This is a genomic window from Streptomyces sp. NPDC001492 (genome assembly GCF_053597275.1).
On the sequence record NZ_JBSFHW010000006.1, the window covers coordinates 238,138 to 253,676 of the forward strand.

General features: G+C 70.7%; 16 protein-coding genes and 1 pseudogene. 7 read left to right on the top strand and 10 right to left on the bottom strand.

The genetic code is table 11. The features are described from left to right. Positions 1-16: 16 nt before the first annotated feature. Positions 17-781: a hypothetical protein gene (locus ACWC1K_RS10600; protein WP_450830165.1), complete on the bottom strand. Its 765-nt coding sequence runs from the start codon at positions 779-781 to the stop codon at positions 17-19. A gap of 306 nt (positions 782-1,087) precedes the next feature. On the opposite strand from ACWC1K_RS10600, the gene purN reads away from it, so the two are divergent. From purN to ACWC1K_RS10620, 4 genes are all read left to right on the top strand, one after another. Beyond that, positions 1,088-1,717: a phosphoribosylglycinamide formyltransferase gene (gene purN, locus ACWC1K_RS10605; RefSeq protein ID WP_450830167.1), complete on the top strand. Its 630-nt coding sequence runs from the start codon at positions 1,088-1,090 to the stop codon at positions 1,715-1,717. Further along, positions 1,714-3,279 carry a bifunctional phosphoribosylaminoimidazolecarboxamide formyltransferase/IMP cyclohydrolase gene (gene purH / locus ACWC1K_RS10610; protein ID WP_450830169.1) on the top strand — a complete coding sequence of 522 codons (1,566 nt, stop codon included), beginning with the start codon at positions 1,714-1,716 and terminating at the stop codon, positions 3,277-3,279. Before purN ends, purH begins: the two co-directional genes overlap by 4 nt. 99 nt (positions 3,280-3,378) lie before the next feature. After that, positions 3,379-3,882 (top strand): hypothetical protein, encoded by a 504-nt coding sequence (locus ACWC1K_RS10615; RefSeq protein WP_450830171.1) that lies wholly within the window; start codon positions 3,379-3,381, stop codon positions 3,880-3,882. A gap of 140 nt (positions 3,883-4,022) precedes the next feature. After that, positions 4,023-4,748 (top strand): glycoside hydrolase family 16 protein, encoded by a 726-nt coding sequence (locus ACWC1K_RS10620; RefSeq protein WP_450830173.1) that lies wholly within the window; start codon positions 4,023-4,025, stop codon positions 4,746-4,748. Positions 4,749-4,767: 19 nt separating this feature from the next. Here ACWC1K_RS10620 and ACWC1K_RS10625 read toward each other — a convergent pair whose 3' ends face one another. From ACWC1K_RS10625 to ACWC1K_RS10650, 6 genes are all read right to left on the bottom strand, one after another. After that, the gene (locus ACWC1K_RS10625) at positions 4,768-6,423 is read right to left on the bottom strand and encodes a protein kinase domain-containing protein (protein WP_450830175.1); all 1,656 of its coding nucleotides are present in this window, start codon (positions 6,421-6,423) and stop codon (positions 4,768-4,770) included. Between the two features lie 184 nt (positions 6,424-6,607). Beyond that, entirely contained in the window at positions 6,608-7,108 is a 501-nt protein-coding gene (locus ACWC1K_RS10630; RefSeq protein ID WP_450830177.1) for a hypothetical protein, read from the bottom strand. Positions 7,109-7,215: 107 nt separating this feature from the next. Further along, complete coding sequence (locus tag ACWC1K_RS10635; RefSeq protein ID WP_450830178.1) at positions 7,216-8,793, bottom strand: protein kinase domain-containing protein; 1,578 nt, start codon at positions 8,791-8,793, stop codon at positions 7,216-7,218. Continuing rightward, positions 8,790-9,536, bottom strand: coding sequence for an FHA domain-containing protein (locus ACWC1K_RS10640; protein WP_450830179.1), 747 nt, complete (start codon positions 9,534-9,536; stop codon positions 8,790-8,792). The genes ACWC1K_RS10635 and ACWC1K_RS10640 overlap by 4 nt, the downstream gene beginning before the upstream one ends. Before the next feature lie 131 nt (positions 9,537-9,667). Then, positions 9,668-10,198, bottom strand: a complete 531-nt coding sequence (locus tag ACWC1K_RS10645; RefSeq protein WP_450830181.1) for a hypothetical protein — start codon at positions 10,196-10,198, stop codon at positions 9,668-9,670. Positions 10,199-10,235: 37 nt separating this feature from the next. Then, on the bottom strand, positions 10,236-10,847 hold the full coding sequence (locus ACWC1K_RS10650) for an RDD family protein (protein WP_450830182.1): 612 nt from the start codon (positions 10,845-10,847) through the stop codon (positions 10,236-10,238). Between the two features lie 245 nt (positions 10,848-11,092). Between ACWC1K_RS10650 and ACWC1K_RS10655 the strand changes: the two genes are divergently transcribed. Both ACWC1K_RS10655 and ACWC1K_RS10660 read left to right on the top strand, forming a co-directional pair. After that, positions 11,093-11,947: a bifunctional methylenetetrahydrofolate dehydrogenase/methenyltetrahydrofolate cyclohydrolase gene (locus ACWC1K_RS10655; protein WP_450830184.1), complete on the top strand. Its 855-nt coding sequence runs from the start codon at positions 11,093-11,095 to the stop codon at positions 11,945-11,947. Continuing rightward, the gene (locus ACWC1K_RS10660) at positions 11,937-12,467 is read left to right on the top strand and encodes a DUF3017 domain-containing protein (RefSeq protein WP_450830186.1); all 531 of its coding nucleotides are present in this window, start codon (positions 11,937-11,939) and stop codon (positions 12,465-12,467) included. Before ACWC1K_RS10655 ends, ACWC1K_RS10660 begins: the two co-directional genes overlap by 11 nt. A 286-nt stretch (positions 12,468-12,753) precedes the next feature. Here ACWC1K_RS10660 and ACWC1K_RS10665 read toward each other — a convergent pair. Next, positions 12,754-13,584: pseudogene (locus tag ACWC1K_RS10665) on the bottom strand (IS5 family transposase). A gap of 280 nt (positions 13,585-13,864) precedes the next feature. On the opposite strand from ACWC1K_RS10665, the gene ACWC1K_RS10670 reads away from it, so the two are divergent. After that, a complete protein-coding gene (locus tag ACWC1K_RS10670) occupies positions 13,865-14,005 on the top strand; it encodes a hypothetical protein (RefSeq protein ID WP_450830188.1) in 141 nt (46 codons plus the stop codon). On the opposite strand, the gene ACWC1K_RS10675 is transcribed toward ACWC1K_RS10670, so the two are convergent. Together ACWC1K_RS10675 and ACWC1K_RS10680 are read right to left on the bottom strand one after the other, a co-directional pair. Beyond that, positions 13,956-15,236 (bottom strand): helix-turn-helix domain-containing protein, encoded by a 1,281-nt coding sequence (locus tag ACWC1K_RS10675; protein WP_450830190.1) that lies wholly within the window; start codon positions 15,234-15,236, stop codon positions 13,956-13,958. The genes ACWC1K_RS10670 and ACWC1K_RS10675 overlap by 50 nt on opposite strands. Before the next feature lie 136 nt (positions 15,237-15,372). Then, entirely contained in the window at positions 15,373-15,531 is a 159-nt protein-coding gene (locus ACWC1K_RS10680; RefSeq protein ID WP_450830192.1) for a hypothetical protein, read from the bottom strand. Positions 15,532-15,539: the final 8 nt, after the last annotated feature.

Here is a 15,539-nt window from a genome sequence, read left to right on the forward strand (position 1 = left end):
CCGCAACGGCCGTTCGTCAGCCGCTCGTGCCCAGCAGCCCCCGCAGTTCCTTCGGCAGAAGCTGGGTACAGGACTGCTTCGCCTGGTTCGTGAGGGCGTCGTTGGTGCAGGTGTAGTAGTCGCTGTACACCAGCTGCGCGGTGAAGGTCGCGGCCACCAGCGCGATCGCCAGGGAGGCCGTCACCAGGCCGGTCACCGCCGCCGTCGTCTGCGGCCGGCCGCCCGGCTCGTCCGCGGGCTCGGCGCCGCCGGTCCTGGCGCGCAGGGCGCTGATGCCCCAGTACAGGGCGAGGGCGCCCAGCAGCAGGGCCACGTACGGCCAGCTGAAGAGGGCGAAGAAGAAGGCCCACATGCCGCACAGCAGCGCGTAGCGGGCGCGGCGCTGCGAGGGGTCCGTCGGGTCCCAGCGCATGCCCGAGCCCGGAGTGTTGCCGCCCTGACCCTCGGGGCCGGGGGGCGGACCGCCGGGGCGCTCGCCGAAACCGCCGGGGGAGCGGCCCGGCTGGCGGTCGCTCCACTGGCTGCCCCAGGGGGAACCGGACTCGCCGGACCCCTCGCCGCCCTCCCCCTCGGCCGGGCGGCGCGGCCGCCACGGGCGGTCCGGCGTGCCCTCCGGAGGCGGGGCGAAGGGGTTGTCGTCCTCGGGGGAGTCGCCGGTCTTCCGGTCCGAGGGCGCGTCGGGCGGCGAGGCGGGGCGCTCCCGCAGCAGCACGCCGCGGTGCTCCCCTCCCTCCACCGACTGCGGGGGGAGCGTGAGCAGTCGCAGGCTGCGGTCCGGCATCAAGTGAGCGTCTTCCCCTAGGCGATACGGCAGTGAGCAGGCCTTGATCAGGCGTTCGTACGGCTGTCTTGGCACGAGCTTCCACTCCGGAAACGCACAGCACCACGATCACGTTCCCGACCCGGGCTCTCCCAGACGCTACCTTCCGGCCGCGCCCCCGTCCCGTGGGGGCTGCCCGGAGTGCCGGTATCGTTGCTGACGTTCGGCCGCTTCGTAGACTTCCCCGTATCCCGGGGCGCGAAGCATTCGTACGAACGTACATACGGCCGACCGTACGGAAACGCTCCCCCGAGAAAGGGCCCCACCGTGGCCGCCAAGCCCGTGGCCAAGCGCCTTGTCGTGCTGGTCTCCGGATCCGGCACCAACCTGCAGGCGCTGCTGGACGCCATCGAGACGACCGGCGTCGAGGCCTACGGCGCCGAGATCGTGGCCGTCGGGGCCGACCGCCCCGGCATCGAGGGGCTCGCCCGGGCCGAGCGCGCCGGGCTGCCGACCTTCGTGACGAGGGTCAAGGACTACGAGACCCGCGAGGAGTGGGACGCGGCGCTCGCCGACGCCGTCGCCTCGTACGAGCCCGACCTGGTCGTCTCCGCCGGGTTCATGAAGATCGTGGGCAAGGAGTTCCTGGCCCGCTTCGGCGGCCGGTTCGTCAACACGCATCCCGCCCTGCTGCCCAGTTTTCCGGGTGCCCACGGTGTGCGCGACGCGCTCGCGTACGGCGCCAGGGTCACCGGCTGCACCGTCCACTTCGTCGACGACGGCGTCGACACCGGACCGATCATCGCTCAGGGCGTGGTGGAGGTCCGGGACGAGGACGACGAGAGCGCGCTGCACGAGCGCATCAAGGAAGTCGAGCGAAGGCTGCTCGTCGATGTCGTGGGGCGGCTCGCCCGCAACGGCTATCGCATTGAGGGACGAAAGGTAGTTATCCAGTGACCGCCGACAGCAACAAGCGGCCGATTCGCCGGGCGCTCGTCAGCGTCTACGACAAGACCGGGCTCGAGGAGCTCGCGCGCGGGCTGCACGAGGCCGGTGTCGAGCTCGTCTCCACCGGCTCCACCGCGGGCCGTATCGCCGCCGCGGGCGTGCCCGTCACCAAGGTCGAGGAGCTCACCGGCTTCCCCGAGTGCCTGGACGGCCGGGTCAAGACCCTGCACCCCAGGGTGCACGCGGGCATCCTCGCCGACCTGCGCCTGGAGAGCCACCGCGAGCAGCTGGCCGAGCTGGGCGTCGAGCCGTTCGACCTCGTCGTGGTCAACCTCTACCCGTTCCGCGAGACCGTCGCCTCGGGGGCGTCCCCCGACGAGTGCGTCGAGCAGATCGACATCGGCGGTCCCTCGATGGTCCGCGCGGCCGCCAAGAACCACCCGTCGGTCGCCGTGGTCACCAGCCCGGCGCGGTACGGGGACGTCCTGGCCGCGGCCAAGGACGGCGGCTTCGACCTCACCACCCGCAAGCGGCTCGCCGCGGAGGCCTTCCGCCACACGGCCGAGTACGACATCGCGGTGGCGAGCTGGTTCGCCAGCGCGTACGCGCCTGTGGACGACTCCGCGTTCCCCGACTTCCTGGGCGCCACCTGGGAGCGCGCGCACACCCTGCGCTACGGCGAGAACCCGCACCAGCCCGCCGCCCTGTACGTCGACGGCAGCGGCAGCGGCCTCGCGCAGGCCGAGCAGCTGCACGGCAAGGAGATGTCGTACAACAACTACACGGACACGGACGCCGCGCGCCGTGCCGCGTACGACCACGACGAGCCGGCCGTCGCGATCATCAAGCACGCCAACCCCTGCGGTATCGCGGTCGGTTCGGATGTCGCGGAGGCGCACCGCAAGGCGCACGCCTGTGACCCGCTGTCCGCGTTCGGCGGCGTCATCGCCGTCAACCGCCCGGTCTCGAAGGAGATGGCGGAGCAGGTCGCCGAGATCTTCACCGAGGTCATCGTCGCGCCGGACTACGAGGACGGCGCCCTCGAAGCCCTCGCCAAGAAGAAGAACATCCGCGTCCTGAAGGCCCCGGCCGCCCCCTCGCACCCCGCCGAGATCAAGCCCATCGACGGCGGCGCGCTCCTCCAGGTGACCGACCGCCTCCAGGCGGAGGGCGACGACCCGGCCAACTGGACGCTGGCCACGGGCGAGGCGCTCTCCGCGGAGGAGCTGGCCGAGCTGTCCTTCGCCTGGAAGGCCTGCCGCGCCGTCAAGTCCAACGCGATCCTCCTCGCCAAGGACGGCGCCTCGGTCGGTGTCGGCATGGGCCAGGTCAACCGCGTCGACTCCGCGAAGCTGGCCGTCGAGCGGGCGGGCGTCGAGCGCGCCCAGGGCTCGTACGCCGCCTCCGACGCGTTCTTCCCCTTCCCGGACGGCCTGGAGATCCTCATCGAGGCCGGTGTGAAGGCGGTCGTCCAGCCGGGTGGCTCGGTCCGCGACGAGCTGGTGGTCGAGGCCGCGAAGAAGGCGGGCGTGACGATGTACTTCACGGGGACGCGGCACTTCTTCCACTGAGCCGTCTCCGCACAGCGGCGCATTCGCCGCCGGCTCACCCGCCCGTACCCGGTTCGCGCCGGGTACGGGCGGTTTGCCGTAGGTCCCAGGGGAGATCCCGTGACGCACAGCAAACCGGTGTGGTCCGAGCGCGAGCTGCCGGCGTTCTTCAGGCAATGGCGCACCGAATGGAAGGACGAGGCACTCTCCCCGGCCAACTACCTCGACTACGAGGGCGGCTTGCGCTTCGTCCTGGCGGCGGCCTGGCTGTTCTGCCCCGAGACGGTCGAGTACCGCGGTGGCGTGTTCCTCAAGGAGAACTTCAGCCGGGACACTGTCGACCACTGGTTCACGACTTTGAGCCATGATCGGCAACGAGTCGAAGCAGTCGTCAATCGGGTCAGACTGTGGGACGTCTTCCTCAACACCTCCCTGGCGGACGACGATCAGCTCGGGGAGGAGCTGCCCCAACTCGCGCTGGCTGTGGGGGAGTGCCGGCAGGGAGTCCTGTCCGCGCGCTTCCCGGACCGGGAGATCACCGTCGAGGTCGACGACGAGGAGGACGGCTCCTATGGGCCGGCTGTGACCTTCTGGACATCCCCGGCCGTCTCGGACCTCGGCTAGGCAGCTGGTGGCTTCAACTCCAGAAGCCAGGAAGCCATCCGCGCCGTGCATCTTGTCAAACATTGAACGGACTCCTACAGTCCGGATGACGAATGTGGGACCGCTCCCACATCCCGTGTCATCCGAGCGATGGAGCCGCGATGTCATCTGTATTTGTCCGGCCGGGACGCCTGATAGTCGCCGCCCTGGCGGCGCTGTCTCTGCTCCTCCTGGGGCAGCCGCAAGCCCACGCGGCGTCCTGGGGAGCCCCGCAGACGGTCAACTCCTGGAACGTCATCAACGCACGCTGGACCGCCAACAACGAGTTGGAGACCTACACCCCCGGCTGCGTCTGGTATGAGGGCAACACCCTGGTCATCAAGACCTACAAGTCGGGCGGCACGTACTACTCGGGCCGTGTGGAGTCCAAGGCGCTCTACGGCTACGGCACATACAGCTTCACCGCGAACATGCCCAACGGCCAGGGCCTCCTGCCGGCGGTCTGGGCGGCCTACCTGAATCCCTGGCTGCCCGAGTTCGACGCCGCCGAAATCGTCGGTCAGAACGCGAACACCGTCTACCAGACCTCTCACGACACCAACAACGCCCAGACCCAGTTCTCCAAGACCAACGGTGCGGGCTGGACCAACGCGTACCACACGTACTCGTTCTCCTGGTACCCCGATCACATCGACTTCGCCGTGGACGGCACCATCACCGGCACCAAGTGGTACTCCACTCCGTCGGGCGTGGGGATGCACTTCATCGTCAACACCGCCGTCGGCGGCGACTGGCCGGGCAACCCCAACGACTCGACCTGGGCCACCGGAGACGGCGCGAGGTATCTGAAGGTCTCCTCGATCACGTACACCCCGTACTATCCGTAAGGGTTCCGGCTTCAGGACCTCAGGTCGAACCGCGCAGCGCCGCCCACGTGTTGGGGCCCACCTGGCCGTCGACCTCCAGCCCCTTGTCGCTCTGGAAGCTCCGCACCGCCGCGTCGGTGGCCTTCCCGAAGTCCCCGTCCACCCCTGAACTTCCCACGCTGTAGCCGCGCTTGGTCAGCATGCACTGCACCTGTACGACGCGCTGGCCGCGGTCGCCGAGCTCGGTTTGTTCGGTGCCGGAGTAGTAGGTGCAGTCGGTGAGCCAGGGTGGTTTCGCGGGGGCGGGGGTCGACTTCGAGGGGGCGGGGGTCGGAGTGCCGGGTGTCTTGGAGGCGGGGTGGGGAGTCGGGCCGGTGCCTCGAGTGCTGTTGCCGGACGGGGAAGGGGTGGCGGAGGCGCCCGTGTCCACCAGCTGCCCCTGCCCCTGTCCCGTCGGCTTCTCCCGCCCCTTCTCCTTCGGATTCCTGGAGGCCGAGGAGGGCCCGGCACCGTCCTCGGCCGCGGTGGCGGTGGCGGCGGCGCCGGTGGTGGCCTCGGAGGACGACGGGCGGGTGAGCAGGAAGGCGGTCACGGCGACCGCGCACACCGCGAGTACGGCGGCGAGGGCGGCGTACCGCTTCCCGCGGGGCCGGACGGGTGCGGTCGGCGTCGCCGGCGGAGGCACCGGCGGGCCGAAGCCCGGCCCGGCTGTCGGGTACAGCACCTGCCGGGTCGGTGTCTGCTCGCCCGGTACGGGGCTGGTGCGCAGCACCTCGTACGCCTGCTGCCGGGCGAGGAGGCGGCCGCCCAGGGGCTCCTGCCAGGACGTGGCCCGGGGGTGTGCGGCGGCGGCGTCGATGAGGTCCTGTGGGCCGGGCCGCAGCGCGGGGTCCTTGTCGAGGCAGGCGGTCAGCAGGGCGGCCAGGGCGGGGTCGGCGGTCGCGACCTCGGCCATGATCTCGGCGTTCGGCTGCTCGGAGGCGACGCGGTGCAGGACGTCCATGCCGGTGCCGTCACCGAAGGGGGCGTGTCCGGTGAGCGCGTGGACGACGGTGCTCGCGCAGCAGAACACGTCGGACGCCGTGTCGCAGCGGCCGTCCCTGAGGTACTCCGGGGACATGAAGGCCGGGGTGCCGACCCTGCTGCCGGTGGTGGTGATCGCGCTGGCGTCGACCGCTTGCGCGATGCCGAAGTCGATCACGTGCGCGCCCTGTTGAGTGAGCAGGACGTTCGACGGCTTGACGTCCCGGTGCACGATCCCCACGGCCGCCAGTGCGCCCAGTGCCCGGCCGAGGTCCGCGAGGAGCCGCCACACCCCGGGCGGTCCCAGCACTCCGCACTCGCGCACGGCGTCCGCGAGATTGAGACCCGGCAGATACGCGGTCGCCATCCACAGCAACTCGCGGTCGGCCTCGAACCCGGTACCGAAGAGCTCCGGCGTGTACGGCGCGCCCACGCGCGCGTGCACGGTGGCCTCCCGCTCGAACCGCCGCCGGAAGCGCACGTCTTCGGCGAGTTCGGGCCGTACGACCTTCACCGCGGCCAGCCCGGGCGTCCCGTCGCCGTGCCGTGCCAGGTAGACCCGGCCCATCCCACCGCTGCCGAGCAGCCCCAACGGCACGTACGGCCCGATGCGCACCGGGTCGGCCGGCCGCAGGAGCCTCGCACACGTCTGTGCGAGGGCGGCGTCTGACATGGATCCCCCGGCGTGTTCTCTGTCGACCTCGGTCACCCCAACGTGCGCAGTGGCACCGCTGGTTGACGAGAGACTACCGGGTTGCCGCTGTGGCGGCTTCTTCGTCGGCTTCCCTCCGGCGAAGCGGAAAAGCGGCCTCCGGCCCTCCCCCGAGGGAGCCGGAGACCGCTGCTGTTGAGCGCTGTCAGCAGGGGCGCAGGGACCAGATCGGGTCCCAGGTGGCCGTGCCTGCCTCGTACGCCGTGGACGTCCAGCGGACGCTGCCGTCCTGGTTGTAGAACTTGGCGACCGTGCCGGGCGTCTGGTTGTTGGTGAACGGGCCGTCGCCGGTCCAGTTGCTGACGGTCCAGGTCTGGCACTTGTAGAAGTCGAACTTGGTGCCCCTGACGACCATGCACAGGTGGCCGTAGCCGCAGGCCAGGTCCTGGGCGCCCAGCTTGCCCTTCGGGGCCCGGGTCAGGGTCAGGCCGTCGTACTGGACCTTGTCGGCGGTGGACTTGAGGGCCTTCGGGTGGCCGGCGAGCACCTGGTCGGCGGTCCGCTGGAGGCTGTTGACGCGGATGCCGTCCGGTGTCGAGGTCACCCGGGTGCCGTCCGGGGTGTCGGCGGCGGTGGCCGCGACCGTGGAGCCGGCGAGCAGGGCGGTGGCCGCGAGGAGCAGCGCGGCGGGTTTGGCGATGTTCACGTTTCCCCCATGAACTCTGGCATGAACTCTGGTGGTCGTTCCGCCGTGGCGGAGTGGTACCACCGTGCCGCCGGCGCCCGCCCGCCGGTACCTCGGAACTCTCAGGGTCACTCCTTGCCCGGTGGTGTGTACTCCTTGAGGTACTGGGCGAGCCGCTTGCAGTAGGCGCGGTATTCGGGGGGAATGCCGCGTGCGGCGTTGACCCGCTTGTACGAGGTCCGGTACGCGGCGGCGATCAGTACCCGTTTGTCGCCGGGCAGGCCGGGTGTCAGGTTCGGCTCGATGTAGCAGAGGTAGTGGCCGAGGGCCGTGATCGAGTCGGGGACGGAGAGGGGTGGCTTGGGGATCGACTTCACCGGCTGCCCGTCCGCCCGGATCCACCAGCGCAGCAGCCTCGGGGTCCAGCGTGCGATGCCGTACTCGTCCTTGCCGGGATCGGAGAGCTTCGGGTCGAAGTCGCTCTCCGCCTTGAGCATGGCCGCGAGGAGCGCGGGTGTGACGTCCGCCTGGTCGCAGGCGTGAGCCGCGTCGACGATCATCGGGCGGTAGACCGCCGGGATGCCCCGGTCCGTGCGCAGTTCGGCGGAGCCGTAGGTGGCGGGGGTGATCTCCGCCGCGGGAGAGCTGCTCCTGACGGCCGGCGGGGTGCTGCCGGAGTCCGCCCAGGTGCTGATGCCGTAGCCGAGCGCCGCGATCGCGACGGTGGCCGCCGTCGCGCTCGCGATCACCGTCGAGCGGTGTCCGCGGCGCGAAAAGGACGGGAACCGGCGCGGCGGGCGGTCCGTGCCCGCCGCCTCCGCTACCCGGCGCAGCAGTGTGTCCGTGGCGACGCGGTCGGCGTGGGTGCGGGAGAGGCAGTCCCGGACGATCTCCCGCCAGGCGTCCGGGAGTTCGGGCGAGAGGCGCAGCTCGTCGGTGCCGCGGGCGTAGGCGGCGGCCGCGTCGCGTCGGGCGGTCGGGGTGCCGCCGGGCAGCGGGAAGGAGTCGGTCAGCACCAGATGGGCCAGGACACCGAAGGCCCAGACGTCGGCGGAGGGGCGGATCTGGCGGCCGCGGGTGCCGATCTCCGACCAGAGGAGTTCGGGCGGGGTGTAGTCGGGCGTCGAGAAGGCGGGAGTGTAGGCGTGCGTGCCTTCCAGTTCCGCCGCCATGTTGAAGTCGGCTAGCCGCGCCGAACCGTCCTTCATCAGCAGCACGTTGGCCGGTTTCAGATCGCCGTGCACCCAGCCTGCGCGGTGCAGCTGGGCCAGGCCCTCGCAGATCTGCGCGAGCAGCGCCGGCCCCGCGGCCGGACGGGGGTCCGCGGACAGCAGGGCCGACAGGGAGCGCTCCGCCTTCTCCAGTACGAGGACGGTGGCACCGTCCAATGCCGGCCGGCCGGGGTCGTCGACGGTCAGGGTGTCGTACATCCGGATCAGCCGCGGCTGCCGCAGACGGCGGTGCAACTCGACCTCGCGGTCGATGAGTTCACGCAGATGGGCGAGCTGGCGGGGGGTTCCGGTGCCGGTCGGCAGGAACTTCAGGGCGACCGTGCGGGGCAGCTCCCCGCCGGTGCCCGTCAGGTCCTCGCCCGTGCGGCGGCCCTCGTACACGCTCCCGAAGGCGCCCGTCGCGATCGGGTCCCGTACCTCCCAGACGCCCACCCGGTACCCCTTGGGCACCGGCACGGCGTACGGCTCGGTCACCGGACCGCCCGGCCGGACGGGGAGGCGGCCAGGACCACCAGATCGTCCTCGCGGACGAGGTCGAAGCGGAGTGCGAGGGAGACCAGGGATTCCTTCTTGCCGTTGAGGCGCGGGCCGCTGTCCGCCTCCTCCGGGCCCGGCTTCAGACGCAGCTTCACGGCCAGGTAGTCGATGTTCCACTGCACCGAAGTGCGCGACGCCGCAGGCCAGTTGGGACGCAGCCGGTCGACGACCTGGTCGACGGTCGGCAGCGGCGCGTGCGGTTCGCCGCGCAGGCGGGGTTCGCACAGGGCCGCGAGGACCGCGAAGTAGCGCTTGGTGCGGTCGACGGAGAAGGCGGGGGCGGTGGTGGCGCCGTCGAGGTCGCCCTCGGAGTGGAGGTAGTCGTGGCGCGGCGCCCACACCTCGACGGCCAGGAGGTCCCCGGCGGCCGGCAGCACGATCCGCGAGAACTCGAAGGGGACGGGGGCGTCGAGGCGGCCCGGGCCGACCTTCACATGCTCGCCGGCGCCCTCCGGGTTCTCCACGACGTACGTCTGCTCCCGGCTGAGGTTGCTCAGTATCCAGAAGGCGCCCTGCGCGGTGATCTCACCGGCCCTGCGGGAGACGCCCTTGTGGGGGATCTCCACGTCGCAGTCGGTGCTGCGCCCGAACGTCAGCCGCTCGCCGGGCGCCAGCTTGAGCTGGGTGCGAGTGGACCGGTCCTCCGTGGTCGGCGGAGGTACCACGATGATGCTGTACAAGGTGCGTCTCCCGTGCCTGCCGGCTACCCAGGTCAGAGTAGGGCGACGCACCGGGGCCGTGTCCCCCTCGGACGGGGAGACACGGCCCTTGGCGATTTATTGGCGCGAACTGTTCAGTGGCGCGGGGCGGTTCACTGGCGTACGCGGTTGAACCAGGCGGTTCCGTTCGCGTTGCCGGCGAACACGGCTATGAGAATGCCCAGAACCGTGTGGAGGAGGCCCACGACGACGAAGGGGTAGAGGCCCAGCATCGCGGTGATGACGCCGAAGACGATGGCCGTGATCCGGACGCGGTTGCCGCCGTCGCTGAACTTCAACGCCAGCACGGCCGCGAACACCGCCCAGGCCAACGCGAACACCACCAGCGCCCACAGCACGCCGCTCGAGTACTCCTTGATCTTCTCGAACGAGGCGTCGTCCTCGACGCCGGCGCTCGTCGTCCGCCGAACGACCCCGGCGACGAAGGCGAACAGGGCCACGCCGATGAGCTGCAAGGGGACGATCACCCACAGCAGCACACGGCCCGCGCTCACGGTGCCCGGCATCGTCGTCATGACGGGAGCCCCGCCGTAGGGCCCCACCGGGGGAGCCGTGGGGTAGCCGTAGCCCGGCTGCTGACCCTGTTGCGGGCCGTACGGGTTGTTGGGGCCGCCGAAACTCATGGGGGGTGTTCCTCCGTGAAATGGGGTGGAGCAGCGCTCAGTTCGTGCGGATCACGATCGACGAGCAGACCTTGTCGGCGAACGTCTGGCGCTTGGCGTCCCAGGCCGGCCACAGCCAGCCGAGGTAGCAGGCGAGGCTGTCCAGGAAGTGCGCGAGCCGGCGCACGAAGGCCATGCCGACGCCCAGGGGCTGCCCGTCGGCCTCCCGCACCAGGCGGATGCCGACCGCCTTCTTGCCGACCGTCTGGCCGGTCTGGCCCTCCTTGATCAGCTGCCAGATCGCCAGGCCGATGAGGGCGAGGTAGCCGATGATCGCCACGGCCCAGGTCTTGGAGGCCCCGCCGACGATGACGATGATGTAGGGGACCAGGAACACGAGCCCGTCGACCAGCGTGCCCAGGAAACGCTGACCCCAGTTCGCGTACGGCGGCTGCATGCCGTAACCCGGCTGCTGCGGGTAGCCGTAGCCGGCCGGGGCCTGCGGCGCCTGCGGGTAGCCGTAGCCCTGCTGCGGCGGCACGCCCTGCGGGGCCTGCTGCGGGTAGCCGTAGGGCTGCTGCTGACCGGGCTGCTGGGGGTAGCCGTAACCGGGCTGCTGCGGCGGCTGCTGCGGCTGGCCGTAGGGGTTGTTCGGGTCGCCGTAACTCATGGCGGGATTCCTCCGTTGCGCATATGGGGACATTGCGGATTGCGCGGAGGAATCACACGATGTGAGCGGTTTGCCCCCCGAACACGAACCGCGATACTGCGCCGTTCATCGTTCTTTACGGCTGCTCGCCTTGTCCAGTGGCATTTCGCATGTGTTGTGCAAGTGCAATCTTGCCGATCATGACTGTCCCGCCGGTACGGCACCCGGATTGGAACCGGGGGGCGGTCATCCGCGAGGATGGGGGCATGACCGCCCAGATTCTCGATGGCAAGGCCACCGCAGCCGCGATCAAGTCCGATCTGACCGCCCGCGTGGCGGCGCTGAAGGAGAAGGGCGTCACGCCCGGCCTCGGCACGATCCTCGTCGGGACCGACCCCGGCAGCCAGAAGTACGTCGCCGGCAAGCACCGCGACTGCGCCCAGGTCGGCATCGCCTCCATCCAGCGCGAACTGCCTCAGACGGCGACGCAGGAGGAGATCGAGGCGGTCGTCCGGGAGCTGAACGAGGACCCGGCGTGCACCGGCTACATCGTCCAGCTGCCGCTGCCCAAGGGCATCGACGAGAACCGGATCCTGGAGCTGATGGACCCGGACAAGGACGCCGACGGCCTGCACCCGATGAACCTCGGGCGTCTCGTCCTGAACGAGCCGGCCCCGCTGCCCTGCACCCCGAACGGTGTCCTCACCCTGCTCCGTCGGTACGGCGTCGAGATCAAGGGCGCCGAGGTCGTCGTCGTCGGCCGCGGTGTCACCATCGGCCGCCCGATGCCGCTGCTGCTCACCCGCCGCAGCGAGAACGCGACCGTGACCCAGTGCCACACCGGCACCCGCGACCTGTCCGCGCACCTCAGGCGCGCGGACATCATCGTCGCCGCGGCCGGCTCCGCCCATCTGATCCGGCCCGAGGACGTGAAGCCGGGTGCCGCGGTCCTCGACGTCGGTGTCTCGCGCAGCGCCGAGGGCAAGATCGTGGGCGACGTCCACCCGGGCGTCGCCGAGGTCGCCGGCTGGATCTCGCCGAACCCCGGCGGTGTCGGCCCGATGACCCGTGCCCAGCTGCTCGTCAACGTGGTCGAGGCGGCGGAGCGCAGTGCCGGCTGAGGCGAAGCGCCCCCAGGGGGCGGCGAAGCAGCCCGAGCGGGCGGTCGAGGATCCCGAGGGGCAGGCGGAGGAGACCGTGCGCGACGCGATCAGCGCGCCCGACGCCGAGGGCAGGCCGCGCCGCGTCACGCGCCGCTTCCCGCTGTTCACGAAGGACACCGCACGTCCCGAGGGCGGCGGCCGGGCCGCTCCCGGCGACGCGCCCGCGCCCGCCCGGCAGTGGCCGACGCTGCTAGTCCTCGGGGTCGCAGCCGTCGGATTGGCCGTGGTGGCAACGGAAGGGTTCCGATACGCGCTCCGAGTGGGTTGCCTGATCTTCGCTGGAGCGCTGCTGCTCGGTGCGGTGTTGCGATGGGCCCTGCCCCAGGTTGGCATGCTCGCAGTTCGGTCGCGCTTTACCGACACCGTGACGTACGGCGGGATGGGCATGGGAATCGCCCTGCTGGCGATGGCGGTTCATCCCGATCCGGTCCTCAGGCTGCAGTTTGTGCAGAACATACTGCACTTCACACTGACGTGAGTGCTGCATGGTCAGGTCGCTGTCCTGTAGTCCGGGCCATGATCTGCTGGTAGGCCGGATGGTCGGGCAGCTTCGGTGCCGGCGGCGCGGGCGGCTTCGGATCGGGCAGCTCCAGCAGCGTCTTGCGGGTGATCCGGAGCTCCTCGGCGGCCGGCCCTGCCGAGCTCGTCCAGCCGTGCGGTCAGCTGCGCGATCTGTTCTCCCGTCGTCTCGGCCTGCGCGGCGATCTCGCGTTCCCGCTCCTCCAGCCGGGCCGGCACCGCCCCGAGGGTCGGCTCCCCGCCGGTCATGTGCTGCGCCAGGCCGCAGCGGTGGCCCCGGTCAGCCGACGCAGTAGCACCGCGGTCATCGCCCAGTACACCCGCGACTCCGAACTGCGCGGCAGGTGCTCGTAGTCGCGCACCAGCCTGCGGTGCAGCATCGAGATCCCGTACGCGCGCTCCACGATCCACCGCTTGGGGATCGGCACGAACCCGGTCTGCGCCGGGTTGCGCCCGACGATCTCCACCTCGATGCCGACCTGCACCCCGTGCGCGACGACGGCGTTCTTGAAGCCCTGGTCGACCAGGGCCTTCTCCACGGTGTCGGTGTCGGCGGCGACCTTGTCCAGCAGCGCGATGCCAGCGGCGTTGTCGTGCACGGAAGCGGCGAGCACCACCACCGCGATCACCAGGCCCAACACGTCAACAGCCAGGCCGCGCTTGCGGCCCGGTACTTTTTTTGCCGCATCACACCCCGTCGACTCCGCGGGCACCCCTGCCGCCACGTGCGCGCTCTGCGTGTCGAGCACCACCAGGCTCGGGTCCGCTTTCCGCCGCGCCTTCTCCCGCACCTGCCAGCGCAGCAGGTCGTGGATGGTCTGGTCGGTGCCGTCGTCGCGCCACTTGGTGAAGTAGTACATCACCGTGCCGCACGGCGGCAGGTCGTGCGGAAGCAAGTCCTACTGGCAGCCGGTGCGGCCCTGGTAGAGGAGCGAGTTGACGATCTCCCGCATCTCGTACCGACCCTGGTGACCGCTGACCGAGGGGTGCGCGGCCTTCCACGCGGCGATCACCGGCTCGATCAGCGCCCACTGCTCGTCGGACAGGTCGGTCTTGCAGGGCTTGCGCTCGCTCACGGTGGTCAGCCCAGCACGCCCGAGCCCTCCGACCGGCAGGGATGCCGCAGTCCCACACGTTCAGGTGACGGCAAAACGCCTGTCAACTCGCATACCTCCCTCTCCGTTCGGCACCCCGCGACCCTGCGGAAAGCGCTGCTCACCGCCGCCGACTCACACCGTCAAGAAATGACAAGAGGGCTAGGTCGGCTGCGTCTGACCTAGCCCTCCAGAAGAGCCGCCTTCGGGATTCGAACCCGAGACCTACGCATTACGAGGCCACTAGTGATCATGTTGCCCGATGGCAGAGGGCCGCTTCCATCAGACCCTCCTCGACGGCCTCATGGTCCAGTGGCTCTCCGACTCGGACACGACGACTGACGCCGACGCGCTCACCGAGGGACTCCACCGGGTGATCGAGGGGGTACGGCAGGAGCGGTGACGCGCCCTGCGACCGGGAGTGCCGACCCCTCCGCCACCGTGCGCCAGATCTCGGCGGCCAGGTCCGGCAGGCTGGCCTCCTGCACCGTCGTGGCCAGCTTGCGCAGCCGGTCCAGGGCGCCCGGCAGGTCGGAATGGATGTCGAGCAGGCCGCGCAGGGCCTCCAGGCGGACTCGGTCACGGTAGGTGAACAGGTTGGCGCCCTCCTCGGCCCGGCCGCACAGCGCCTCGGCGGCGGCCAGGTCGCCCTGCCGGTAGTGGAGTTGGGCATGCAGGAACTGGAACTCGTGCCGGTGCAGTGGGGAGCCGACGAGGTCCAGCGCCGGTTCGACCTCACGGAGGCGGGCGGCGGCCTCCTCCACGCGCGGCGGGACGGTCTGGAGTGCGAGTGACGCCGCCGCAAGCCGCAGGCGCATCCACAGCGTCAGATCCTCATGGCTGTCGAGCGCGGCGAGGGCGTGCTGGAGCAGTTCGGCGGCCCGGGTGTACTGGCCCAGCCTGGTCTGCACGGTGGCGGCGACCCAGAAGGACTCCGCGGCGAGCGCCCCGTCGGTCCGGGGCAGCGTGTTGCGCACCTCGCCGCTCAGCCGGGCGGCCTCGGCGAGGTTGCCCAGCTCGGCCTCGGTGGAGGCGAGGAGCAGCCGGCTGCGGGCCGTATCAGCGGCGGGCACCTGGAGGTGGTGCTGCTCACACAGGCGCAGAGCCTCCCACATGAGGTCGCGGGCCTTGGCCGCGTCGCCGAGATGGCGCAGGGAACGGGCGAGCCGGATGAGAGTGTGCACCTGGAGGGCGGGGCGGGCCAGGGCGTCGCTGAGCCGGAGCAGCTCCCCCAGGGTGGCGCGCTCCTCCGCGTAGTCGCCGAGCGCGCCGTGCAGGCGGGCCAGATGGGCCAGGGCCTGCCAGCGGGTCTGTTGGTCGGTGGTGCCGGGCTCCGCGAGGGCGTCCTGGAGCATGACGCGCAGTTCGGCATCGCGTTCGCTCCCGGACAGCGTGTACAGGGTGGCAAGGACGTCGCCGAGGTCGCTCGCCGGTGGCTGCTCGAAAGAGGCGACGGGCACTCCGAGCCGTTCGGCGAGGTAACCGACCGCGCGGGGCGTCGGCGGGCGGCCGCCGGACTCCAGTCGGGACAGATAGGTGGCCGACATTCCGGGGCCGGTGAGGTCCGCCTGGGTTTTGCCCTGTTGCAGGCGCAGTTGTCGCAGACGCCGACCGAACTCCGGTTGTTCCAGCATCCGCCGTCACCACCCCAGTAGAAACGTTGTCGTATGGCGGTCGGGCCGAAGCGGGCCGACCACCCACCAACCTGGCAAGGGTTGCCGAAGAGTGGCAACCACTGTACAGGATGGCGGACGGCCGGGAAAAACGCGGTTACGGCCAGTCGATGTCGACCGTCGACGTGGCCTGGGCCGCCACGGCCGTGACCTGCCGTCCGGCGTCCCCCGCGGTGGCCCCGGCGACCTCGACGCCCAGCAGTGACAGGAGGGCCGAAAGGCCCAGGGCAGCTGTTATGTGCAGAACGTTCTTCAAGTGGCTTG